The sequence below is a fragment of the Lactobacillus sp. UMNPBX15 genome, from assembly GCF_002553785.1.
Lineage (GTDB): Bacteria > Bacillota > Bacilli > Lactobacillales > Lactobacillaceae > Lactobacillus > Lactobacillus crispatus.
In genome coordinates this window covers 52,012-74,939 of the sequence record NZ_PCYV01000005.1, presented here as the reverse complement: position 1 = coordinate 74,939, position 22,928 = coordinate 52,012, and the positions used below count along the sequence as shown (strand labels likewise).

The 22,928-nt window shown below is 35.9% G+C and carries 26 protein-coding genes; 22 read left to right on the top strand and 4 right to left on the bottom strand.

From position 1 onward, the window contains the following. Positions 1-377: 377 nt before the first annotated feature. The 3 genes from CP366_RS02755 to CP366_RS02745 form a co-directional block, all read right to left on the bottom strand. Complete coding sequence (locus CP366_RS02755; protein WP_089147667.1) at positions 378-1,124, bottom strand: hypothetical protein; 747 nt, start codon at positions 1,122-1,124, stop codon at positions 378-380. Between the two features lie 109 nt (positions 1,125-1,233). Then, on the bottom strand, positions 1,234-1,518 hold the full coding sequence (locus CP366_RS02750; RefSeq protein WP_023488091.1) for a hypothetical protein: 285 nt from the start codon (positions 1,516-1,518) through the stop codon (positions 1,234-1,236). Positions 1,519-1,583: 65 nt separating this feature from the next. Beyond that, positions 1,584-2,027 (bottom strand): RNase H family protein, encoded by a 444-nt coding sequence (locus tag CP366_RS02745; RefSeq protein WP_089147666.1) that lies wholly within the window; start codon positions 2,025-2,027, stop codon positions 1,584-1,586. Between the two features lie 280 nt (positions 2,028-2,307). On the opposite strand from CP366_RS02745, the gene CP366_RS02740 reads away from it, so the two are divergent. From CP366_RS02740 to mreD, 20 genes are all read left to right on the top strand, one after another. Continuing rightward, positions 2,308-3,108: a helix-turn-helix domain-containing protein gene (locus CP366_RS02740; RefSeq protein ID WP_089147665.1), complete on the top strand. Its 801-nt coding sequence runs from the start codon at positions 2,308-2,310 to the stop codon at positions 3,106-3,108. Positions 3,109-3,158: 50 nt separating this feature from the next. After that, entirely contained in the window at positions 3,159-3,971 is an 813-nt protein-coding gene (locus CP366_RS02735) for a helix-turn-helix domain-containing protein (protein ID WP_089147664.1), read from the top strand. A 28-nt stretch (positions 3,972-3,999) separates the two neighbouring features. Continuing rightward, positions 4,000-5,085, top strand: coding sequence for a hypothetical protein (locus CP366_RS02730; RefSeq protein ID WP_233197961.1), 1,086 nt, complete (start codon positions 4,000-4,002; stop codon positions 5,083-5,085). A gap of 145 nt (positions 5,086-5,230) precedes the next feature. Continuing rightward, positions 5,231-5,935, top strand: a complete 705-nt coding sequence (locus CP366_RS02725; protein WP_089147663.1) for a pseudouridine synthase — start codon at positions 5,231-5,233, stop codon at positions 5,933-5,935. Further along, entirely contained in the window at positions 5,935-6,228 is a 294-nt protein-coding gene (locus tag CP366_RS02720; protein ID WP_223845443.1) for a hypothetical protein, read from the top strand. The genes CP366_RS02725 and CP366_RS02720 overlap by 1 nt, the downstream gene beginning before the upstream one ends. Before the next feature lie 184 nt (positions 6,229-6,412). After that, a complete protein-coding gene (locus tag CP366_RS02715; protein ID WP_005718806.1) occupies positions 6,413-6,832 on the top strand; it encodes a GtrA family protein in 420 nt (139 codons plus the stop codon). Next, positions 6,832-7,761, top strand: a complete 930-nt coding sequence (locus tag CP366_RS02710; RefSeq protein ID WP_089146695.1) for a glycosyltransferase family 2 protein — start codon at positions 6,832-6,834, stop codon at positions 7,759-7,761. Before CP366_RS02715 ends, CP366_RS02710 begins: the two co-directional genes overlap by 1 nt. Positions 7,762-7,908: 147 nt before the next feature. Next, entirely contained in the window at positions 7,909-8,421 is a 513-nt protein-coding gene (locus CP366_RS02705; RefSeq protein WP_089147662.1) for a DUF3990 domain-containing protein, read from the top strand. Further along, positions 8,418-8,693, top strand: a complete 276-nt coding sequence (locus CP366_RS02700; protein WP_005718809.1) for a hypothetical protein — start codon at positions 8,418-8,420, stop codon at positions 8,691-8,693. The genes CP366_RS02705 and CP366_RS02700 overlap by 4 nt, the downstream gene beginning before the upstream one ends. Before the next feature lie 33 nt (positions 8,694-8,726). Further along, positions 8,727-8,957: a hypothetical protein gene (locus CP366_RS02695; RefSeq protein WP_089147661.1), complete on the top strand. Its 231-nt coding sequence runs from the start codon at positions 8,727-8,729 to the stop codon at positions 8,955-8,957. Between the two features lie 205 nt (positions 8,958-9,162). Next, positions 9,163-11,778: a cation-translocating P-type ATPase gene (locus CP366_RS02690; protein ID WP_089147660.1), complete on the top strand. Its 2,616-nt coding sequence runs from the start codon at positions 9,163-9,165 to the stop codon at positions 11,776-11,778. Between the two features lie 132 nt (positions 11,779-11,910). Then, positions 11,911-13,119 carry an ATP/GTP-binding protein gene (locus CP366_RS02685; protein ID WP_005722797.1) on the top strand — a complete coding sequence of 403 codons (1,209 nt, stop codon included), beginning with the start codon at positions 11,911-11,913 and terminating at the stop codon, positions 13,117-13,119. Next, positions 13,112-13,648, top strand: a complete 537-nt coding sequence (locus CP366_RS02680; protein ID WP_089143170.1) for an N-6 DNA methylase — start codon at positions 13,112-13,114, stop codon at positions 13,646-13,648. The genes CP366_RS02685 and CP366_RS02680 overlap by 8 nt, the downstream gene beginning before the upstream one ends. A 315-nt stretch (positions 13,649-13,963) precedes the next feature. Then, the gene (locus CP366_RS02675; RefSeq protein WP_089147659.1) at positions 13,964-16,603 is read left to right on the top strand and encodes a valine--tRNA ligase; all 2,640 of its coding nucleotides are present in this window, start codon (positions 13,964-13,966) and stop codon (positions 16,601-16,603) included. Beyond that, the gene (locus CP366_RS02670; protein WP_089143172.1) at positions 16,604-17,887 is read left to right on the top strand and encodes a folylpolyglutamate synthase/dihydrofolate synthase family protein; all 1,284 of its coding nucleotides are present in this window, start codon (positions 16,604-16,606) and stop codon (positions 17,885-17,887) included. It abuts the gene before it with no gap. Beyond that, the gene (locus CP366_RS02665) at positions 17,865-18,542 is read left to right on the top strand and encodes an HAD family phosphatase (RefSeq protein WP_023488111.1); all 678 of its coding nucleotides are present in this window, start codon (positions 17,865-17,867) and stop codon (positions 18,540-18,542) included. Before CP366_RS02670 ends, CP366_RS02665 begins: the two co-directional genes overlap by 23 nt. A gap of 35 nt (positions 18,543-18,577) precedes the next feature. Further along, positions 18,578-19,210 carry a RadC family protein gene (locus CP366_RS02660; protein ID WP_013086147.1) on the top strand — a complete coding sequence of 211 codons (633 nt, stop codon included), beginning with the start codon at positions 18,578-18,580 and terminating at the stop codon, positions 19,208-19,210. Between the two features lie 85 nt (positions 19,211-19,295). Beyond that, positions 19,296-20,300 carry a rod shape-determining protein gene (locus tag CP366_RS02655; protein WP_013086148.1) on the top strand — a complete coding sequence of 335 codons (1,005 nt, stop codon included), beginning with the start codon at positions 19,296-19,298 and terminating at the stop codon, positions 20,298-20,300. A gap of 45 nt (positions 20,301-20,345) precedes the next feature. Continuing rightward, entirely contained in the window at positions 20,346-21,197 is an 852-nt protein-coding gene (gene mreC / locus CP366_RS02650) for a rod shape-determining protein MreC (RefSeq protein ID WP_023488114.1), read from the top strand. Continuing rightward, positions 21,197-21,736 carry a rod shape-determining protein MreD gene (gene mreD, locus CP366_RS02645; RefSeq protein ID WP_005718830.1) on the top strand — a complete coding sequence of 180 codons (540 nt, stop codon included), beginning with the start codon at positions 21,197-21,199 and terminating at the stop codon, positions 21,734-21,736. Before mreC ends, mreD begins: the two co-directional genes overlap by 1 nt. Before the next feature lie 41 nt (positions 21,737-21,777). Here mreD and CP366_RS02640 read toward each other — a convergent pair whose 3' ends face one another. After that, complete coding sequence (locus tag CP366_RS02640) at positions 21,778-21,903, bottom strand: DUF4044 domain-containing protein (protein ID WP_005718831.1); 126 nt, start codon at positions 21,901-21,903, stop codon at positions 21,778-21,780. A gap of 93 nt (positions 21,904-21,996) precedes the next feature. Between CP366_RS02640 and CP366_RS02635 the strand changes: the two genes are divergently transcribed. Together CP366_RS02635 and mraZ are read left to right on the top strand one after the other, a co-directional pair. Next, entirely contained in the window at positions 21,997-22,326 is a 330-nt protein-coding gene (locus CP366_RS02635; protein ID WP_005718832.1) for a DUF3397 domain-containing protein, read from the top strand. 170 nt (positions 22,327-22,496) lie between these two features. Further along, entirely contained in the window at positions 22,497-22,928 is a 432-nt protein-coding gene (mraZ, locus tag CP366_RS02630) for a division/cell wall cluster transcriptional repressor MraZ (protein WP_005718833.1), read from the top strand.

Below are 22,928 nucleotides of genomic sequence, written 5' to 3'. Positions count from 1 at the left end.
GGACTTGAGCTTTTTAATTATTTATTCAACTTACCGCAAAAAATTATACACTTAGAATAACATTAACTAGTTTTGAACAAAACTCCCCTGGGAATGGGGACAAATACAATATTGGATCTTTGGTTGTTTCCGCCCATCGAATAACTCCCGCCTCGAGAACCTCGAGTGGGACAAATGCGGCTAAGTTGATGTTTTTTCCGATTGCTAACCAAGAGAAACTCCCTCTGAAGTGAGGGACAAATTGTAATGTTCGTAGCTTGGTTGTTACCACCTTCGGAATAACTCCCGTCTCGAGAACCTCGAGCGGGACAAAATTGGCTAAGTTGATGTTGTTGCCAAGAGCAATTCCCTCTGAAATGGGGACAAATTATAATTAATTAACGAGTGTAAACCTTGTAGAAGTGGCCTTTGTGGTAAATGCCGCCGCGAGCTAAACTTGCGTTGGTTTCGTAATCTCCGTCTTCATTAAATACAAATTTAGCATTTGGTGCTGCTTTTCTACAATTGTTTCTAAATTGTGATTGAGTCATCTTAAGCCAAAATGAATCCTTGTAGCTACCATCATCTACAAGTCCTTTAAGGCCGTGCTTTGCATCAATTGGTGAGCTCATGCTTACAATGTCGTCATCCTTTGAATACATATCAACTTCAATGTTAGCGCCTTTAGTAAGTGTTAAATTAGTTTTTGAAGCTTGCATATCACCGTTACGTGGTGAAAAATCTTTTATTACAGTATAGATTTGTTCATATGATAAATCATTGTATTTCTTAGTAAAGTACTTTGCATTGATGTATGCACTTGTTGCATCTAATGTTTTTTGATTTGGTACATTGTAATATTTTTGGCCATTGATATATTTCCAGCCATGTGTTTTTAATACATTGAAATCACAATAGGTATCTTCATTAGATGGATCATCTTTTTGAATTAATTTACCATGAGAATATTCTCTTACCGGTAAATTTTGGCCTAGTCCAAGTGTAACAAATTTATGATCTTTTCTTAAATAGTGGAATGCACTAGCTTGAACAGTTGAAACGTGTGACATAGTATTGATGCTGCTAATACCAACAACTGCAAATGTAGCTGCAGTTAATAACTTAATAAATTTATTTTTAAACATTTTGATTTACCTCGTTTTTAATAATTATTAATAAGGAAATCGTAAGGTGATAGGAAAGATAAGTAAATAGAATCTTCATATTTGCACGCTTAAAGTTAGAAAATGTATTTCAGCGGTATAAATCCTTTAGAGAATTGGAGTTAACTATTCTGTACTGGGTATAACAGCGTAATGCAATATCATATGTTTCATTTTTACCATGCTCGGCAGCCCAGTGATATGCTCTCATAAGTATATTTATTTCAGTAAGTCCATTTTTGAAATCCGCTTTAACAGGTAGTTCGCTAATACCTTGAATAAAACGTGTTATAGCTATTTCAGTATCAGAATTAGTTTTTTCATTTAAAGATTCATCAAGTGCTTGAAATAATAGAAGCAAAGTGGCATGTTGCATATATTGCCTTCTTAGTAAATTGTATATAAAAATAAACCTGAGTATAGACCCAGGTTTATTTTTAATTATTCTTCAATAGCACCGTGTTCTTTAGCTTCTTTGTTGTGGTCAAGCATGTATCTCATAACGTGATCTACAAAATCATTTTGTTCGCGCGGGATATACTCAAAGTGAACATGAAGCTTTTTATCACTGACAATCTTATTGTACTCTTTGATTAAGTCAGTATTTACATGTGCATGTTTCTTTCCAGAAAGTACTCCAACACTGTATTCACTATCAGAATACAATGTGATCTTACTGTCTTCATGACACATACGCACAGCTTGAACAATCGCAAGCAGTTCCATTCGATTATTCGTTACATCGAACTTCTTACTATTTCGTACTATGCCTGAGAATGTGCGTGTGTCTTCTGTACTTTTAATGTAAGTACACCAGGCACCAATGTGAAAGGCATCCTTATGGCGATCAGCACCATCTGTGTAAACTATATATTCAGTTTCCATTTATATCACACTTTCTAGTTCAAGTAATCTTGCTGAACAAATCCATAGTAGAGTCAAATAAATTATTTGAAAATAGAATCTTCATATTTGCAATAAAATAATGAGCTTAATAATTTTCTTACTTTTAGAAAAAGTAAAAGAAAAGTTTAAAAAGACCATCTGTGAATTAATGCAGATGGTCTTTTTGATTTGGCGCATCATAAAAAATCTTCCATACAGAAGATTTCAAGCATTTATTCTCATGTTTATTTAGGATATAAGCGGAAAGTGGTGAGAATGAATGACAATTGGATGTCAACTTAAGAAGATGCGGCAATTATTAAATTTAAGTCAGTCACAAATGTGTGCGGGAATTATTAGCGAATCATTTTATTCTAAAATCGAACACGATAAAAATGAGCTTAGTATCAATAAGCTTTTAGCCCTTTTGAATGCGCATAATATCTCGCTTTATGACTTTTTTGAAGAGTTTGATGAGGAAAACTTATCAAAGATTAAGTTAGAAAAGCAGATTTATACGGCTTTTAATAATCGTAATATTAATCAACTAAGAACAATCAAAAAGAATTTAAATAATAAGGATACGATTGAATTATTAAAAATCAACTTGATGTTAGCCACTTTGAACCATCAAGTCTATGAAATACCTGAAAAATTCAAAAAAGAGATTATAAATGGTTGCCAAAAAGTTGATCTACAAAATGAAAAGAATTTCTGGAATTTAGCGATTTCAACCTATGTCTATAATTTTAATGAATTAAGTGCATTTATAGATTATATTTTAGACAATGTAACTGAATTAGACTTAACAAATGATGATATGTTAGTTTCATTATTGAATCTAATCATTAATTACATGGATCGCTGTTTTCGTGAAAATAGTCTAAATAGGATTCAGATACTAGGTGCCTTTGTAAAGCAAATTCCTGATAGCTTTGCGATTAGTTTTCATAAGTTAATTGTGAAATATTATGTTGCGTTGGCAGATAATGATATTGCACTTGCAAACCAAATTGAAAATTTGTTGAATAAGAGTGGATATCAATCTTATATAAAAACACTATCGGTAGTTGAGTGGTAGAATGATACTCTATAGGAAATGGTTTGAATTATAAAGTGGAGGGTAAAAAAGTGACTATTGGAGAAGCACTTAAGCAGGCTCGTTTGCACAGAGGCCTAACGCAAGAGCAAATGGCAAATGGTATTATTTCGGAGTCTTTTTATTCAAAAGTTGAACGTGATGTTCACCAAATAGATACTAATTTATTGTTGAATATCTTAATTTCACATCACATAGATGTGGGAAGTTTTTTTAGTAGAATTAGCAATCAGATGTCTAAGAAAGAGCCGGATTTTGATTTAATGAATCAAATCAGTTTTGCACAGAATAACAGGGATTTAGATAAGCTTGATAAAATTGCGAGAGAAATCAAGAGCAGAAAAGAGAAGCCGAGTTTTTGGCTACAATTTAGACTTGAGAATGCTTATGCTTGGGTACTTAATTCTGGTGATCAGATCGATCCACAATTGAGGAAAAAAGTTAAAGCTATCATAGTTGATGAAAACTGGAATAGAACGGCTTACCATTATTTGAGTCAAGCAGTGATTTTCTTAGACATTGATGATGCATATCAGTTAGTTAACTCGGCTTTTAGAGCATATAGAAAAAGACCAGATACTGATACTTTTACACTGCAATTTGTAGCTATGATTGCAGTGAATTTCTTGAATTGTTGCTATCATAAGCACGCTAATAAGGAATATGCTGAAAGTGCAGTTCAATTCTTGCGCGAGCTTCCAATAGATGGTGCGATTGGTATTAATAGTGTTTTAGGAACGTATTATGAAGCTCTATTTAATAATGATCATGCAACAGCTGATAAAGTAGTTGATGTTTTAAGAAAGAGTGGGTATGTTTCACTGATTGAAGATACCTTAGAATAAATATTGAAAAGCCTCAGCTCGAAAAGCAATGTCATTAGTAGCGTTATTTTTAGTAATTGTACCAGTGATAGCAACTACGCAAAAGGTAGAAGCCGCTTGGGGCAATTTAGGTGTCTACAATATGCCTAGCAAGATGCGCGGAACTTGGGTCAGTCGTGATAAGAAGAGCGTCTACAATAAGATTCGGATCACTAAGAATACAATTACTCTTACGCATAAACATAAGGCTAAAGGAACTTTGTCAGCTAATGATATCAGTCCTCAAGAAAATGTAGCCTTGATTACTGTGTATGCGGCTAATAAATATCGCGGTGCATGGCAAAGTACATTGCAAAATGCTGAACATAGTAGCTTAAATGTGTCTTTGATCAAGCGAGACGATAGTTCAAATTATCGCGGTCAAGGTTATATTTATGAAGTGAATGCTGGAAAAGATTTGCAAACGCATTATACTTTGCAAGGTGATGGTAGCAGCCAGAAAATCTTTTTGTATCAGGGAGGACATTATCTTGGTGCTGCTACAGTTGAGGAAATTGTTCAATTTTTGAATAAGTTAAATTCTGATTCAGAAATTAGTCGCTTGCAAAAGAAGGTAACGATTGATGGCTCTTCGTCAAGTAATGCGAGTGATGCTGATGAATCTAAATCTGATGATACAAAGACTAATAAGTCTGATATTCCTGGGGATGCTGGTATTTTCACAGTTCCAGCAAGTTATCGCGGTGTTTGGTACAGCAGTGATTCTAAAGTAGAATTAACGGCGCATAGTATGGTCGCGGATGGTGAAAAGACTGAGCTTCATCATCAATCTGCTAATTTTAGTGAGAAGCAAAGACAAAATCGTGATATCCAGAATAAAACAATGCACATTGCGGCAGCTAATATGACTAACATTAATGGCTTTAGTGGCATTTATACAGCAGGTTGGTGTCAAAATGCTGGTGAAAAGACAGTATATGCTCTCCATCAAGAAAAAGGTCAGCCTGTTTTATTAATAATTGGAACAGGTGGCGGTTTGCATGATATTATGTGGCGCAGTCCACAGCTTGCAAAGAAGTATGCTCACACTAAGTTTGCTGATTTGCGTAAATTAGGCGGCATTGAATTAAATTAATTTCTAGAATAATCGCGCGCAAAACGCGCGTAAAAACGGTCGAAAACAAAATCGACCGTTTTTGATTAATGTCGCAATTCGAAATTGGGTTAACTTTCTTATATAATTAATATTAATCAACACATAAGAACGAAAGAAAAACATAATGCGCATAGATAAATATTTGGCCAATATGAATGTTGGCTCACGAAAAGAAGTACACCAATTAATTAAAAAAGGAATTGTTGCGGTTAATGATGTGATTGTTAAAACGCCAAAGCAGCAAGTTAAAGAAAGCGATCAGGTCACTGTTAACGGAGATGCTGTTGCTTATCAAAAATATCATTATTTCTTATTGAATAAACCTAAAGGTGTTTTGTCAGCGACGGAAGACCGCAGTCAGCCAACAGTGATTTCCTTGCTTGCACCGCAGGACCGTTATCAAGGAATCGTGCCAGTTGGCCGTTTGGACAAGGATACTACTGGCTTGCTGCTTTTGACGAATGATGGTCAACTGAATCATGAATTGCTTGCACCTGGTAAGCATGTTGATAAAGTTTATCGTGCCGGAATTGCCGGTATAGCTAATGACGCGACTGTGAAAACATTTGCTTCAGGGATGACGCTAGGCGATGGGACCAAACTGCAGCCAGCAGAATTGAAGATATTATCCCAGGATGAAGAGCACAATAGGTCTACAACTGAAATTAAAATTCGTGAAGGTAAATATCACCAGATCAAGCGTATGTTTGGTGCGGTAGGGATGAAAGTCGTTGAGCTAGAGCGAATTTCGATGGGAAAGTTAACCTTGCCTGCTAACTTAAAGCGGGGAGAATATCTGGAATTGAAGTTGGAAGATATAATAAAGTGATGGCAAAGATCAAAGAATTCAATGAAGATCCGGAATGGAGTGATTATATCATGGATTACGAAGAGAAAATACTGGAGCGAGAACAAGACGCGCGTGAGGAAGGCTTGATAAAAGGGCGTGAGGAAGGTAAAGAAGAAGGCTTCAAAGAAGGCATAGTATACGGGATTCACAATTTGATTACCATAATGCGAGATTACGGTGAGAATAATCAGAGAATTCTTCAACGGCTTAAACAGAAGTACGGCTCTGATTTTACTGATGAACAATTAGAGAACTTCTTGAAACAAAATTAAAACATCGAAATTAATGGCAATAATTCCTTATTTAGAAATTCTAAATGAGGGTATTTTTCTATTTAAAGTTTTAACTTTAATAATGAAAACGTAGAGCTTAAAAACAATGATATAATTAAGACCATATTAGTTAAATATGTTGAAATCCAGGACCTCTTGTCTGGATTTTTTATTAGGAATAATTATGGAAAAAATCAAAACAGCAATCTATTCAGAAGATTTTGTTCAATTAGTAAAGTATGTTCTAATTGGCGTATTAGGGCTAGTCGTTGATTTTGGAATTTATACAATTTTGACGCATTTCAAGATGAATGTTGAAATAGCTAACATTATTTCGTCTACCTGCGGGATCATCAATAACTTTTTATGGAATTCTTATACTAACTTTAAAGTTCATGATCGCATGATATTAAGATTTATTTCTTATTTTATCGTTGGTCAGATTACCACGGTATTTACTACGGTTTCCCTATTTATTTTCGTTACTAAATTGGGTTATCCGCACTTAATCGTTAAAATAGTAGCAACTTTTGTAGCAACCTTAATTCAATTTGTAATTAATAAAGTAGTTACTTTTAGAAAAGCTAAGAAAGAAGAAATCTAATGGAAAAATTATCAATTGTGGTTCCTTGTTTTAATGAACAAGAAACAATTCCACTTTTTTATCCAGCAGTGCAAAAAGTATTAGCTAAAATGCCCAAAGTGACGCCCGAATATTGGTTTGTAGATGATGGCTCCAATGATAACACACTGACCGAATTGAAAAAATTGCATGAGCAGGACAAACATGTTCACTATATTTCTTTTTCTCGTAACTTTGGTAAGGAATCCGCTATCTATGCGGGCCTATCAGCTGTAACGGGAGATTATATTGTCTTAATGGATGTAGATTTGCAAGATCCGCCTTCACTTTTACCAAAAATGTATAAAATTTTGCAGACTGGTGACTATGATGCAGTTGGCTGCAGACGAGTAGATCGTAAAGGGGAAGGTAAGTTTAAGTCTTTCTTGAGCAATCAATTTTATAAGGTGATTAATCGCATTTCTAAAGTGGAAATTGTTTCAGGCGTACGCGACTATCGCATGATGACCAGGCAGATGGTTAACGCAGTTTTATCAATGAAAGAATACAGCCGCTTTTCTAAAGGTATTTTTGCTTGGGTTGGTTTTAAGACTAAGTATCTTGAGTACCACAATGTCGAGCGCGTAGCTGGTGAAACTGATTGGACGACTCACAAATTATTCAAATATGCGTTGGGCGGGATTGCTGATTTTTCTCAAGCACCGCTTAACTTAGCTGTTTGGATTGGGACAACTTCATTCATTTTGTCAATTATTGGTCTCCTGGTTGTGATTGTTCGTAAACTAATAGTTCCTGGTTCAAGTATTTTGGGCTGGGCCAGCACAATTTCAATTATTTTATTGATTGGCGGTTTGCAGCTTTTGTGTATCGGAATTATTGGACGTTATATTGGCAAAATCTATTTACAAGTTAAAGAACGACCAATTTATATTGTGAAGGAAAAGAAATGAGAAAGAGCCATAAATTGTTGAATGTCTGGGATATAATTCTCAGGCATTTTCTTTTTTTATTTTAATTTCTCACAAAAAAATCGTGCTTTTTTGCGTAATAAATAGTGGAGGATAATTTTGTCCTACTATTTATGAAAGAGGTGCGCAATGGAAAATACGCATACATCACGATTCATGAAAAGCAATACCAAAGTCATTTTGTATCATGGAAGCAATCAGGCTGTTTATCAGCCTCGTATAAATAAAAATGTTTTTACAACTGATTTTGGTAATGGCTTTTATGTGACTGCTAATCGTAGACAAGCAGAAAAATGGGCAAAGCGTAAGGCTAGATATTCAGGTCAACCGACATTAAATAGATATGTATTCGATGCTGATCAACCCGACTTGAAAATATTAGTTTACCAAGCAGATATTGATTGGATTAAGTTTGTCATTCAAAATAGAATGAATAATATAAAAGATAATTCTGATATCGTCATTGGCCCAACAGCAGATGGTAAACTTTTTTCTGTTGTTAATTGCTGGAAACATGGTAATCTAGATTTAGATGAGGCTCTGCTAAAATTAAAACCGAGTGTTTATTCGGAGCAGTATTGTTTCAAGACAGAAAGAGCTCTCAAAGCTTTAACGTTCATAGATAAGGAGTTGGTTAGATGATTCCCGAAATTAGTGAAAAGCAATTTCATCAGCAACTAGCTGAAGCAATTAGCGACTTAATTGCTAAGAGATTAAACATTTATCCTAAGCAGGCTCTAAATTTATTTGAGAAGTCACGTGTTTATAAGGATTTAATGAATTCAGATGATGAATTTGATCAAATGATGCCAGCTGATTTTTTTGATTTGTGGCAAAATGAGCGTTTAGTCGGTGTACCAGTTAGTTCGGCCGATATTGCTAACGGATTATTGAAAGATAAGAAGTACAAATGATTATCTTATTGCTCGAAATGGAGTGATTATATCATGGACTACGAAGAGAAAATACTGGAGCGTGAACAAGATGCACGTGAGGAAGGCTTGATAAAAGGACGTGAGGAAAGTAAAGAAGAGGGACTTAAACGAGGCGTCAAAATTTTAGTTTCTTCACTTAAAAGAGTTGGTAATACCAAGCAAGAGATCATGCATCTCCTTGAACAAAATTACGGTTCTGATTTTACCGATGAACAATTAGAAAACTTCATAAAAGAAAGTTAAAATAGCTTGCCAACTACCTACTTGATATGGTTTAATTATGTACAAGTAAATAGGGAGTAATCGGCATAAATTGTATTTACGGCGTCAGAACGAAATTTATTTTCCGCTGTAAGTTTAAATGATGAGACTATTGACTAAACAGTGTTTTAGCCAGTAGTCTCTATTTTTTTGCTTAAATTGCTCTTATGTTTAGGGAGGGCTTTACATGGAATACTATCGTCAGAAAAAAGACGAGATAGCTAAAGAGTTAAATACCGATTTAAAGCAGGGGCTGAGCGCTAAAGAGGCTCAAGAGAAATTAGCTCAAGTTGGTCCAAATGCTTTAGTTGAAGGAAAGAAGAAAAGTACTTTTCAGGTCTTTTTAGAACAATTTAAAGACTTAATGGTGATCATCCTAATTATCGCGGCAATAATTTCTGCTTTTACGGGCAGTCTGGAAAGTACGTTGGTAATTATTGTTGTATTGATTCTGAATGCGATTTTGGGTACGGTACAACATGTTAAGGCGGAAAAGTCGCTAGAATCGCTAAAGTCATTATCTGCGCCAACGGCTAAAGTTTTGCGTAATGGCCAAAAAATGGAGATTGAGGCCAAGGACTTGGTACCTGGCGACATTCTTTTGTTAGAAGCAGGTGACTTAGTTACTGCAGATGGTCGAATTTTAGAAAATTATTCTCTGCAAGTCAACGAAAGTTCATTAACTGGTGAATCGACTAATGTTGACAAGTTGGACACTGATTTTGAAAAAGAAGTGCCGCTGGCTGATCGGGTTAACATGGTTTACTCCAGTTCCTTAGTAACTTATGGGCGTGCTACGGTTGTGGTAACGGCAACGGGGATGCAGACTGAAATTGGTAAGATTGCTTCCTTGATGAATGAAACTAAGGAACGTCGCACTCCGCTGCAAGTATCACTTGACCAGTTTTCATCACGATTGGCTACTGCTATTTTAATCTTGTGTGCTGTGATCTTTGGTATTCAAATGTGGCGTGGTCAACCGCTGCTTGATTCACTGCTATTTGCAGTAGCTTTAGCTGTTGCTGCAATTCCTGAAGCTTTGAGTTCTATCGTAACTATTGTGCAAGCAATGGGTACGCAAAAAATGGCTAAAGAAAATGCTATTATTAAAAACTTGGCAGCCGTAGAATCTTTAGGGTCTGTATCAGTAATTTGTTCAGATAAGACTGGTACGTTAACTCAAAATAAGATGACTGTTGAGGACATCTATATTGGTGGTAAAGTTTTAAAGCCAAATGAGCTGGATTTGAGTAATCAACTTCACCGCTACTTGTTGTATGATGTAGTACTTAATAATGACTCTAGTCTGTCAAAGGGCAAAGCAATTGGCGATCCAACTGAGTCGGCTTTACTTGAGATGTACCGCCAAGTGCCCGGAATTGACTTAGGTAATGGTGTTTTAGGCTTATCAGAACAAGAATTACGCGAACATTCTAAGCGTCTGGAAGAAGTACCATTTGACTCAGATCGTAAGCTGATGAGTACTAAGCATTTGATTCATACTGTACCAACTATTTTTGTTAAAGGTGCAATTGATGTGCTCTTGAAACGCTGTGTCAATATTCGTTTCGGCGATGAAATTCGTCCAATGACTGAAGAAGATCGTAAAGAAATTTTGGCACAAAACAATTACTTTTCAGAAAATGGTTTGCGTGTTTTGGCTTTTGCTTATAAAGAAAGTGATGAAGAGCTTTCTACTGAAGCAGAAGATGGCTTAACTTTTATTGGCCTTGTTTCAGAAATGGATCCACCACGTGAAGAAAGTGTAGCTGCAGTTGCTCGTGCTAAGGAAGCCGGGATTAGGACTGTGATGATTACTGGTGACCATAAGGTGACTGCCGTTGCAATTGCTAAGAAAATTGGTATTTTCAATGAAGGTGACATGGCTTTAACTGGCCTTGAATTAGATGCTTTGAGCGATGAAGAACTTGATCAAAACATTGAGAAGATTTCGGTTTATGCTCGTGTATCGCCTGAAAACAAGATCAGAATTGTTAATGCATGGCAGAGAAAAGATCGTATCGTATCAATGACCGGTGACGGTGTTAACGATGCACCAGCCTTGAAGAAGGCCGATGTTGGTGTCGCGATGGGGATTACTGGTACTGAAGTATCTAAAGATGCTGCCAGCATGATTTTGGCCGATGATAATTTTGCCACAATTATCAAAGCTGTTGCTAACGGTAGAACAGTTTATGAAAATATTAAAAACGCTATTGGCTACTTGTTATCAGGTAACCTTTCTGCGATTATCACTGTTTTATTTGCTTCACTTGCTGGCTTACCAGTGCCATTTGTAGCGGTTCAATTGCTTTTCATTAACTTAGTAACTGATTCACTTCCAGCTCTTGCAATTGGGATGGAGCCAGGTGATCCAGACATTTTGAAACGTAAGCCACGTGATCCTAAGGCTGGTATTTTGGACAAAGCCTTTGTGAGTCAAATTACTATTCAAGGTTTGTTGATTTCGATTAGTGTAATTGCTGCCTTTTTGATCGGACTAAAAGATAGTCCTGCAGTTGCAACGACGATGGCGTTCTCAACATTGACATTTGCTCGGCTTTTACATGGCTTCAATTGTCGTTCACAACACAGTATCTTCAAGATCGGTTTCAAAAATAACTGGTACAGTTTAGCAGCATTTGCTGTCGGAACAATTTTGTTAGCCTTGATTTTGTTTGTACCGGCGTTACATAGCTTGTTTGCAGTTACTCCGTTAACTGGGCAAGAAGTAATGTGGCTTGCTGGCTTGGCTCTGATTCCAACGATTTTGATTCAAGCAGTTAAGATGATTAGAAAGTAGAATATTTTAGATAATCCTCATGAAGTAGTAACTACTTGATGAGGATTATTTATATTTTAAACAGATTTTATGTATAAAATGCAAAAATATGATAAAATTTAGCCTGAATAAAACAATTTTAGGTGAATAATTATGAATAAAAATAAATTATACTTTTTAAAATTAGAAATTCAAAATCATCCGCTATTTGAGGATGATCTTGAATTTTCACTGGTCAGTGATGCAAGGGTTACTTCTAATACCTCTGATCGATTAACTCACTTGCTCGGCAGTTTATGGGTGAATAATTTAATCACTCTAGTAGGGACTAATGCTACTGGAAAGACTACGATCATGAAACTCTTGATAGGAATTCTTCAAACAGTTGTGATGGAAAAGTCAATTGATCAAACTAAGCTAACGGATGTGCTAATAGGAAATGAGCCTATTAGTGTTACAACTTATTTTTATGGAACTGATCATGTAGTTTATAAGGATAGTTTAGTTTTCAAGTTAAAGAAAACTTTAAGTAAAAGCTGGCATATTGAGTCTGAAACGGTATATCGAAAAAAGGTAACTGTTAATCTTTCAAAGAAAAAATTATTTGATTTCAAAAATATAAAACCAGAATTAGACAGAAAAGAATTAGGCGACCTAGCTTCTTCAATTTTGTCGTCTGATGATTCGATTTTTAGAGCGATTATTTCGAAAAATAAGTATTATCCTCAAATACCATTTGATACTTTGTTCTTTACTGACTTTAATGCATTGATGTATGGTTCTGGCAATGTGCCTGGAGAAATTTTAAACTTTTTAGATCCAACAATTGAATATCTTAAAATTGAAAACAAGCCTGAGGGCTCTGGTGCAACTAAACAATTGTTTAAGCTGAAGTTTAAAGGGAAAGATACAGAGATTGCAGAAAATGATTTTACAACGATTGCAAAATACTTGTCTTCTGGTACAGCTAAAGGGATAACTCTTTATGGCGAGGTAATTAATGCACTTTCCGTTGGTGGCATCATCTTTATTGATGAGTTGGAGAATCACTTTAATCACGCTATTGTAGATTCTTTTATTGAGTATTTTACTAATCCTAAAATCAACATAAATAGAGCTACTTTGGTATTTAGTACGCACTATACTGAAATTTTGGATAAAATTGAAAGAACTGATGAAGAATATATTACTAAGAGAGAAGGCAAGATTCAGCTTCAAAGATATTCAACTGCTGATGTAAGAAGCGATCTAAATAAAGCCGATGTTTTTGAATCAGATTATTTAGGTGGGACAGCTCCAGATTATGATGCCTACATGGCTTTAAAGAAGGCTACAGAAAAGGCGGTTAAAATGGATGAGTAACTCTACAGATCTAATCGCTATTATTGTAGAAGGTCATACTGAACGAGCAATTATGGAAGTTCTATTGGAACACGATGCACTAAAATTCAACGAGGATGATCTTCTTGAAGGTGAAGTAATTAGAGCACGAAATGCTAAAAAGTTTGCTAAAGAATTTTTGAATAAAGGGTTTAGAAGTAGAAAGGTTAAAATTTATAGGATACTTGATTCCAAAACCGAAAAGTTTAATCTTCCAGAAGTGTATAAAAAGAAAGTATCCGAAGTAGTAGAACTTCGTACTAGACCTGAGATTGAAATTCTAGACATTCTTTATCATCAAGACTATCAGCGATATACAAATAACTATAAAAGTAAAGTGAAGCCTAGTGATTTTGTTAAGCAGTATTATCACGATCTTAAGAGTGTGAAATCTTATGATGAAAATTATTATTTTTGGAATAGTCACTATGATGATTTAATCAACGTGTTAAAACAATATAAGCAATATCATTCATCGGAAAAATGTATTGCTGATTTATTAAAAGAATAAAGACATATGGCTAACTTAATTACGACTAATTCCTAACCCTTTTTTCTGAGTGAAGTTCATGCTATAATCATAACCAAAGCAAGAATCAAGAGGGGTCGACTTTATTAACAGAGAAAAGCCAGACAGCTGAGAGGCCGAAGGTTGACTAGTAGCTTGATTAGCTGATTAATTGAAAATAAAAAGTAGGTTAATCCGGTGCGCACCGTTATCGCAATTGAGAGAAGCATAATTTTTATGCTTAACCATAGGTGGTACCGCGGTTTAACTGATCGTCCTAGACAATATGTCTAGGACTTTTTTATTGGAGGAATTATAATGACAGATTTAGCACCTAAATACAACCCAAATGAGGTTGAAAAAGGTAGATACCAAACTTGGCTTGATGAAGATTTATTTAAGCCATCAGGTGACAAAAAAGCTCACCCATATTCAATTGTTATTCCACCACCAAATGTAACTGGTAAGTTGCACTTGGGTCACGCTTGGGATACTGCAATTCAAGATACTTTAATTCGTTTTAAGCGGATGCAAGGCTATGATACTCTTTACCTTCCTGGTATGGACCATGCTGGAATTGCTACACAAGCTAAGGTTGAAGCAAAATTACGTAAGCAAGGTAAAGATCGTCACCAAATGGGACGTGAAGCTTTTGTTAAGCAAGTTTGGGACTGGAAAGATGAATACGCAGCTATTATCAAGGGGCAATGGGCTAAAATGGGACTTTCACTTGACTATTCAAGAGAAAGATTCACCCTTGATAAGGGTCTTTCAAAGGCTGTTAAGAAGGTCTTTGTTCAACTTTATAATGAGGGCTTAATTTATCGTGGTGAATACATCATCAACTGGGATCCAGCACTTCAAACCGCTTTAAGTGATATCGAAGTTATTCACAAAGATGATAAGGGTGCCTTTTACCATATTAAGTATCCATTTGCAGATGGTTCAGGTTATGTAGAAATTGCTACTACTCGTCCTGAAACGATGTTTGGTGATACTGCTGTTGCGGTAGCACCTGGTGATAAGCGCTACAAGGATATTGTTGGCAAAGAATTGATCTTGCCATTAGTTGGCCGCCATATTCCAATTATTGAGGATCAACATGTTGACCCAGAATTTGGTACTGGTTTAGTTAAAATTACTCCAGCTCACGACCCTAATGACTTCCAAGTAGGTAATCGTCATAACTTGAAGAGAATCAACGTGATGAACGATGACGGTACGATGAACGAAGAATGTGGCAAGTATGCTGGTATGGATCGTTTCGACTGTCGTGAAGCCTTAGTTAAAGATCTTAAAGAAGAAGGCTACTTGATTAAGATTGAACCAATCGTTCACTCAGTAGGTCACTCAGAACGTTCAGGTGTTCAAGTTGAACCACGCCTTTCTAAGCAATGGTTCGTTAAGATGAAGCCACTTGCTGACAAGGTTTTGGAAAATCAAAAGACTGACGGCAAAGTAAACTTTGTTCCAGAACGATTTGAACAAACTCTTGATCACTGGATGGAAGATGTTCACGACTGGTGTATTTCACGTCAATTGTGGTGGGGGCACCGAATTCCAGCTTGGTACAATAAGAAAACTGGTGAAACTTATGTAGGTGAAGAAGCACCTAAGGACATTGAAAACTGGGAACAAGATCCAGACGTACTTGACACTTGGTTCTCAAGTGCATTATGGCCATTTTCAACTTTAGGTTGGCCTGATACTAATGCGGAAGACTTTAAGCGCTACTTCCCAACTAATGCCTTGGTAACTGGTTACGATATTATCTTCTTCTGGGTATCAAGAATGATGTTCCAAAGTTTACATTTCACCGGCAAGCGTCCATTTAATGATGTTGTTTTACACGGTTTAATGCGTGATGAACAAGGTCGCAAGATGAGTAAATCACTTGGTAACGGTGTTGACCCAATGGATGTAGTTGATAAATACGGTGCCGACGCCCTTCGTTGGTTCTTGCTTAATGGTACTGCTCCTGGTCAAGATACTCGTTATGATCCTAAGAAATTATCTGCTGCTTGGAACTTCATTAACAAGATTTGGAATGCAAGTCGTTTTGTAATCATGAACTTGCCAGCAGATGCTAAACCAGCTCATATGCCAGATACTTCTAAGTTTGACTTATCAGATCGCTGGATTTTCGATCGCTTGAATCATACTGTTAGTGAAGTAACTCGCTTGTTTGATGAATATCAATTCGGTGAAGCTGGTCGTGAAGCTTACAACTTTATCTGGAATGACTTCTGTGACTGGTACATCGAAATTTCTAAGGTTGCTTTGAATGGTGACGATGAAGAATTAAAGGCAAGAAAGCAAGAAAACTTAATTTGGATTCTTGACCAAATCTTGCGTTTGCTTCACCCAATTATGCCATTTGTAACTGAAAAATTATGGCTTTCAATGCCACATGAAGGTAAGTCAATTATGGTTGCTGAATATCCAACTACTCACAAGGAATTTGAAAACAAGCAAGCAGATCAAGACATGGCCTTCTTAATTGAAACTATTAAAGCAGTACGTAACATCCGCATGGAAGTTAATGCACCAATGTCAAGTCAAATCGACATCATGATTCAATTAGACGATGAAGCTAACAAGCGCGTTTTGGACGAAAATGCTGATTATGTTGAAAACTTCTTGCATCCAAAGGAATTGACTGTAGCTAGTGAAGTTGAAGCACCCAAATTAGCTAAGACTGCTGTAATTCCAGGCGCACAAATTTTTGTTCCATTAACTGAACTTGTTAATGTTGACGATGAGCTAGAAAAGATGGAAAAAGAAGAAAAGCGTCTTGAAGACGAAGTTGCTCGTTGTGAAAAGAAGCTGGCTAACAAAGGCTTTGTTGATCACGCTCCAGAAGCTGTTGTCAACAAGGAAAAAGAAAAGAAGGCTGACTACGAAAGTCAATTAGCCGGTGTTCGTGAAAGAATTCAAGATTTGAAAGAGAGTAAATAATTGAAATTTACTAAAGCTCAAGAAGTAATCGATTACTTATATGCTTTGCCTCATTTACATCCTAAAAATAATTTGTCTTTTATTAAGCGGTTATTGTTGGAATTAGGCAATCCTCAAGATCTAGTTAAAACGATTCACATTACGGGCACTAATGGTAAAGGTTCAACTTCATACTATTTATCAAACCTACTAAAAAAGGCTGGTCAAAAGACTGGCCTTTTTGTCTCACCGTATGTCTATGAATTTAATGAGAGAATACAGTTAAATAATCAAAATATTAGTGATCAGGATTTAGTTAAAACAGCTAATATTGTGCAGGGTACTTATGAGAAATTGCAGCAGCAGGACTCAACTTTTTCGTTAGTAACCTTTGAATATGAAGTCGCACTGGCTTTCGTCTATTTTGCTCAAAAAAAGTGTGATTATGCTGTTATCGAGGTAGGAATTGGTGGAGAACATGACAAGACTAATGTAATTATGCCAGAAGTAAGTATTATTACTACAATTGGTCTCGATCATGAAAAAATTATTGGACCTACAATTCAGGATATTGCACGTGAGAAAAGCGGCATTATTAAGGCAAAAAGACCAGTAGTTTTAGGTAACGTGCCAGAAGTAGTTTGGCCAATTTTGAAAAGTAAAGCCGAAGAAGAACATGCGATAGTTTATCAATTAGGACGAGACTTTAGTGTTTTACTTGATAATCAAATTGTTTATCAAGATCACAAAAGAAAGCTAGTTTTTGCTTTACGACCACAAGTTGAAGCCTATGATATTGCCGTTGCCTGCCAGGCGTTCTTTTTGTTGAAACTGCCTTTATCAAATGAAGAAGTTGAAACAGCGATTAATCAAACGATTATTCCAGGGCGCTATCAAATTTTACGAGAAAATCCGCTAATCATTTTAGATGGAGCACATAATATTCAGGCAATGAGTAATTTGCTGGCAGTCGTTCATCGTATGACCCAGCAAAAGCATGGCAAGCTTTATGCTTTAGTGACTATGATGAAAGATAAGGATCTTGAGCAGGTATTTAGCTTGTTTGATGATAAAGATGAAGTTTTACTGACAACTTTATCTTATCCGCGAGTAGCTAAAAAAGATGATTTTCCAATTGATGTACAAAAAAGATATAATTATGAAAAAGATTATCGAGCTGCTTTTACCCAGCTGCGAGATCACTTGGGAGCTAATGATATTTTAATTGTTAGTGGATCCTTTTATTTGGTTAGTGCTATTTTAAATTGGAAAGGAAAACGTGATGCGCGTACAAGGGCTAGATGATGATATTCAAGGCATTATCTTTGATATGGACGGTTTGCTAGTTAATTCAGAGAAGCTGTATTGGGATGCTAATATTCAGGCGGCAGAAGAAGAGAATTTGGGTACGCCGCGGGATGCTTATCTCAAGTTAACTGGTGCTACAGTTAAAGAGATGCAGGATTTTTATCATAAATATTTTAAAACTGAAGCAGACCGTGATCGTTTTATTAAGCGAACTGATGACTTGGTGTGGCAATGGACTGATGAGGGAAAGTTAAAGCTGCAACCTGGTGTTCAAGAAGCATTAGACGAATTTGAAAAGCGTGGTTTGAAGATGGCGATTGCTTCAAGTAATTATGAAAATGTAGTTCAGCATGCTATGTGGGCGACTGGAATCAGAAATTATTTTGATTTTCATCTTAGTTATCTTGATGTACAAAGAGGTCACATTAAGGCTAAGCCGGCACCAGATATTTATCTAGAAGCAGCTAAGAAAATGAATTTACCTAAAGAAAATATTTTAGTTTTTGAAGATTCATCAACCGGTGTTCAAGCAGCTGCTAATGCAGGGTTAAAATGTGTGATGGTACCAGATTTGAAAGCACCATCTGTTAAAGATAAGCAGAATGCAACGATGATTTGTCAAAACTTTTTTGAATTTCTGAAAAAAATTTAGCTCTTTTTTGCGTAATAAGTAATGAGGGGGATTTTATGTTAAAAAGAAAACCAAATCATTACTTTGTCAAAACAGATTTAGAGCTATTGACACAATTATTTGAACAACTAGAAAATAAAGGAATTCATACGTTGCAGGACTTAAATGTTTTTCTGAAAAACGCAGGGTTAAATTCGTTTAATGATCTATTAAAGTTTATTACCAGTTCAGAATGCTCGGATGAACTTGCTATTACGGCTGAGGCAGTACTAGATCGTTTGCGCTGCGCTTCACCTAAGAGAAAGACAATTTTGACATCTAGCATTGAAGTAGGTACGTATTTAGCTGATAAGCTGATAGGGCACAAGCAGGAAGAATTGTGGGCATTGTATATTGACAATAGCAACCACATTATTGCTGAGAAGAAACTATTTCAAGGGACTTTGAATAGATCAATTGCTCATCCGCGGGAAATTTTTCGGTGGGCAGTTATTTATGGCTGCTCTGGAATTTTTATTGCTCATAATCATCCTAGTGGTAAATTAACGCCATCTGCAAGTGACTTGGAATTAACTGAAAGTTTACGTCAAGCTGCAAAAATGATGAAAATTGATTTCTTAGACCATTTTATCGTGGGAGAAGGTCAATATTTAAGTTTGCGTGAGAAAAATTGTTTTAAAGTTCTTTAAAATTTGTGTGAAAGGCGCCTTTAAAGTTATAGTATGCTATAATTATTCAAGATTTAGAGACCGCAACAATTAAGGAGAGATTTTTGTGTTTGGATTAGGTACAAAGAATATTGGTATCGATTTAGGTACAGCCAATACACTTGTTTACATGGAAGGAAAAGGAATTGTCTTAAGAGAACCTTCTGTAGTAGCAAAGAATACACAAACAGGCGAAGTAATCGCTGTTGGTTCAGAAGCTAAAGAAATGATTGGTAGAACGCCAGGTAGTATCGTAGCTATCCGTCCAATGAAGGATGGTGTGATTGCTGATTATGATACTACAGCAGCAATGCTTAAGTACTTTATGGAAAAAACTGTTGGTAATTCTAAGCCATCAGTAATGGTATGTGTTCCTTCAGGTGTTACTGAAGTTGAAAAACGTGCTGTAATTGATGCAGCTAGAGTTGCAGGTGCGCGTGAAGCATTTGTAATTGAAGAACCGTTCGCAGCTGCAATTGGTGCTGGCTTGCCAGTTATGGATCCTACTGGTTCAATGGTTGTTGATATCGGTGGTGGTACTACTGATGTTGCTACAATTTCATTAGGTGGAATCGTTTCATCAACTTCAATTCGTCAAGCCGGTGATAAGTTTAATAATGCGATTATTAACTATGTTCACTCAAACTTTAACTTATTAATCGGTGAAAGAACTGCAGAAGACATTAAAATTCAAATTGGTTCAGCTTCAGTTGAAAAGGCTAAAGAAATTGAATCAATGAATATTCGTGGTCGTGATTTAGTAACTGGTTTACCAAAATCTGTTGATATTGAAGCAGTTGATGTTGCCAAGGCTATTCAAGATGTAGTTCAAGACATTATCGTAGCTATTAAGGAGACTTTGGAACAAACTTCACCAGAAATTGCTGCCGATGTTATTGATCATGGTATTGTTTTAACTGGTGGTGGTGCACTCTTGAAGAATTTGCCAGAAGTTATTTCTGAAGCAACTAAGGTTCCTGTGTTTATTGCTCAAGATCCACTTGATTGTGTAGCAATTGGTACTGGTGAATCACTCAAGAATATTGAAGTAATGCGTAGAAGTCGCAAATAATAAAAAAGCCGGCTGTTGCCGGTTTTTCTATAGGATCAATTCTTAATGAAAAAATTTCTGCAAAATAAAAAGTTATTATCAGCATTTATTATAGTAGTTGTTATTTTAGCCGTTTTGGGTGGTAGTGTTAGCTTGCGCAATAGGCGCAATACACCTTTACTGATTCAAAGCTTGGGTAACGATGTCGTTGCTTTAGGTACTAGAATTGTTGATGTACCAGTAGGGCTCGTGTCAGGCGGATTAAATAGTGTTCATGATATTTTAAATACGCAAGAAGAAAACAATCATCTAAAGCGAGAAGTTACTAATTTAGGCCAGACGAAGGCTCGCAATTCAGCTCTTGAAAAAGAAAATAGGCAATTGAAGTCTGCATTGAAATTAAAAGATACGTTAAGTGGCTATACCATGGTCAACGCCTCTGTTATTTCTCGGTCGCCTGATACATGGTCAGATTTATTAGTGATTAATAAAGGAAGTTCAGCTGGAATTAAAAAGAATATGGCTGTCATGTGCGATGGCGGTGTTATTGGTCGAATTGTAGAAGCAAATGCTGCTTCTTCCAAGGTGGAATTACTTACTACTACTGATGAGTCGGCTAATCGCTTCTCTGTTCAAGCGGATGCTGCGAATGGAAAAACAGTACATGGTATTATTACAGTTACTTCCAATAATTATCTTGCCTTTACACAGGTGGTTGATGGTCGCAAACTGAAGGCCGGCACGAGAGTTTATACTAGTGGTATGGGCGGTAACTCACCAAAAGGCTTGTTAATTGGGACAGTTACTACGACAACTCGTGATTCATTTGGTCTATCTGATCAGATTAGAATTAAACCAGCAGGTGATATTAGTGATCCATCTGTTGTAACTGTAATTGAAAGACAGGTGGCTAATTAATGTCTACGTTTCGAAAATGGGTTTTGGCAATTGGCTTATTTATTGCATTGGTAGTAGACGGTGTATGTGCACTTTACTTACATCAGTTTATGACTTATGACAACTTTGCAGCGTCAAGCGTCATTTTGCCAATCAGTGTAATGTTGATTGGTCTGTTTGATGATACTAATGATAATGAAATTTGGTTAGCATTAGGTGCAGGAATTGTTGCTGATATCTATTTTTATGGCATTATCGGTGTTTATACAGTTTTCCTACCTGCAAGTTGCTGGATCTGTCAAAAAACAGCTCGTTTTTTACCGGAAATGTTATGGGCTAGATTAATTGTCGTTTTATTAGGAACTGCAGTTTTTGTTGCGTATAGTTGGCTCATTTTTAATATGGTGGGTATTAGTGCTGCATCAGCACACGTATTATTAATGAGCATTTTAGTCAGTTTAGGTTGGGCAGTTGTCTTCTTTTTTCTCTTGTATTGGATTTGGGGCAATTTAGCTCAGGATTATCCATTCTTAATTGATTTAAACGCTTATCGAGTTTAAAAAAGACGCGGAAGATTTTTTCTTTCGCGTCTTTTTAATCCTTAAAAACTTTGAAGTGAGATAGCAGCTTGAGCAATAACAGCTGCTAAAGTAATAATTGCCATGATCCAAGCCATTGCAATAGTTAATTTTTGAAAACCTGATTTCTTTTTCTTTTTTCGTGCCATAAACAGCCCTCCTATTTGAACAATATTTTATGCTTATTAACGGTTTTTTTCAAATCAATTATAGTTTAGAATAAAAAGAATGGAGGAATGCTTATGCTTTATATTTTCCTAATTCCAATTATTGGCTTAGTAGTTGCTTTTTTTATCAATAAAATTTTCCCTAAAGCACAGTTTAGAGGGTACGATGTTATGCCATTTTTCTTTCTTTCAGCTTGTGGATTAATTACTTTACATATGAATAAACCTTCTTTTTTACCTTATGGTTTTTTATGCTATTTTGTATTAGTGATTGTTGTGTCGCTGAACGATGCGATTAGAAATAAAAATATTTCTTTAGGAAAAACAGTTAGAAAATTATGGGATTATTTGACTGCCTGTACTGTTTTCTGGTATATCGGACTTTTATTGATGCTAGTGTTATAAAATAAAATTATTTGTATATGCTTAAGTCGCAAAATTTCAACATTTTGTGACTTTTTTTTATTTTGAAAAATCACAATAAAAAAGAAATTTAAAAATCTGTATTTTTTTCTTATGAATGTGGTAGAGAGTGGGGAATTGTGGTAAATTATTTAGTGGAAGGGGGCTAGACCATGTTCATGGGTGAATATCACCACAATCTTGATAGCAAGGGTCGCCTGATTATACCAGCGAAACTTCGCGATCAGATTGGCGACAAGATGATATTCACGCGAGGAATGGAAGGCTGCATTTTTGGCTACTCGATGGAGGAGTGGTCGAAGATTGAAGCTAAATTAGCAAAACTTCCGTTGACTAAGAGGAATACACGTAAATTTATGCGTTTATTCTACTCTGGTGCGATGGAATGTGAGTTTGATAAGCAAGGTCGCGTTAATCTGACAACAACGTTGAAAATGCATGCCAAACTCATTAAAGAATGTGTCATCATTGGTGTCTCTGATCGAATTGAAATTTGGTCAAAAGAACGTTGGACTAGTTTTGAAGAAGAAGCTAACGAAGACTATGATGATATTGCTGAAAATTTGGACGACATTGAACTATAA

Excerpts from the sequence above, each read along its gene's own strand:
- CP366_RS02755 (WP_089147667.1), bottom strand. The coding sequence starts at position 1,124 with ATGTTTAAAAATAAATTTATTAAGTTATTAACTGCAGCTACATTTGCA.
- CP366_RS02750 (WP_023488091.1), bottom strand. The coding sequence starts at position 1,518 with ATGCAACATGCCACTTTGCTTCTATTATTTCAAGCACTTGATGAATCT.
- CP366_RS02745 (WP_089147666.1), bottom strand. The coding sequence starts at position 2,027 with ATGGAAACTGAATATATAGTTTACACAGATGGTGCTGATCGCCATAAG.
- CP366_RS02740 (WP_089147665.1), top strand. The coding sequence starts at position 2,308 with ATGACAATTGGATGTCAACTTAAGAAGATGCGGCAATTATTAAATTTA.
- CP366_RS02730 (WP_233197961.1), top strand. The coding sequence starts at position 4,000 with ATGTCATTAGTAGCGTTATTTTTAGTAATTGTACCAGTGATAGCAACT.
- CP366_RS02725 (WP_089147663.1), top strand. The coding sequence starts at position 5,231 with ATGCGCATAGATAAATATTTGGCCAATATGAATGTTGGCTCACGAAAA.
- CP366_RS02720 (WP_223845443.1), top strand. The coding sequence starts at position 5,935 with ATGGCAAAGATCAAAGAATTCAATGAAGATCCGGAATGGAGTGATTAT.
- CP366_RS02715 (WP_005718806.1), top strand. The coding sequence starts at position 6,413 with ATGGAAAAAATCAAAACAGCAATCTATTCAGAAGATTTTGTTCAATTA.
- CP366_RS02710 (WP_089146695.1), top strand. The coding sequence starts at position 6,832 with ATGGAAAAATTATCAATTGTGGTTCCTTGTTTTAATGAACAAGAAACA.
- CP366_RS02705 (WP_089147662.1), top strand. The coding sequence starts at position 7,909 with ATGGAAAATACGCATACATCACGATTCATGAAAAGCAATACCAAAGTC.
- CP366_RS02700 (WP_005718809.1), top strand. The coding sequence starts at position 8,418 with ATGATTCCCGAAATTAGTGAAAAGCAATTTCATCAGCAACTAGCTGAA.
- CP366_RS02695 (WP_089147661.1), top strand. The coding sequence starts at position 8,727 with ATGGACTACGAAGAGAAAATACTGGAGCGTGAACAAGATGCACGTGAG.
- CP366_RS02690 (WP_089147660.1), top strand. The coding sequence starts at position 9,163 with ATGGAATACTATCGTCAGAAAAAAGACGAGATAGCTAAAGAGTTAAAT.
- CP366_RS02685 (WP_005722797.1), top strand. The coding sequence starts at position 11,911 with ATGAATAAAAATAAATTATACTTTTTAAAATTAGAAATTCAAAATCAT.
- CP366_RS02680 (WP_089143170.1), top strand. The coding sequence starts at position 13,112 with ATGAGTAACTCTACAGATCTAATCGCTATTATTGTAGAAGGTCATACT.
- CP366_RS02675 (WP_089147659.1), top strand. The coding sequence starts at position 13,964 with ATGACAGATTTAGCACCTAAATACAACCCAAATGAGGTTGAAAAAGGT.
- CP366_RS02665 (WP_023488111.1), top strand. The coding sequence starts at position 17,865 with ATGCGCGTACAAGGGCTAGATGATGATATTCAAGGCATTATCTTTGAT.
- CP366_RS02660 (WP_013086147.1), top strand. The coding sequence starts at position 18,578 with ATGTTAAAAAGAAAACCAAATCATTACTTTGTCAAAACAGATTTAGAG.
- mreC (WP_023488114.1), top strand. The coding sequence starts at position 20,346 with ATGAAAAAATTTCTGCAAAATAAAAAGTTATTATCAGCATTTATTATA.
- mreD (WP_005718830.1), top strand. The coding sequence starts at position 21,197 with ATGTCTACGTTTCGAAAATGGGTTTTGGCAATTGGCTTATTTATTGCA.
- CP366_RS02640 (WP_005718831.1), bottom strand. The coding sequence starts at position 21,903 with ATGGCACGAAAAAAGAAAAAGAAATCAGGTTTTCAAAAATTAACTATT.
- CP366_RS02635 (WP_005718832.1), top strand. The coding sequence starts at position 21,997 with ATGCTTTATATTTTCCTAATTCCAATTATTGGCTTAGTAGTTGCTTTT.
- mraZ (WP_005718833.1), top strand. The coding sequence starts at position 22,497 with ATGTTCATGGGTGAATATCACCACAATCTTGATAGCAAGGGTCGCCTG.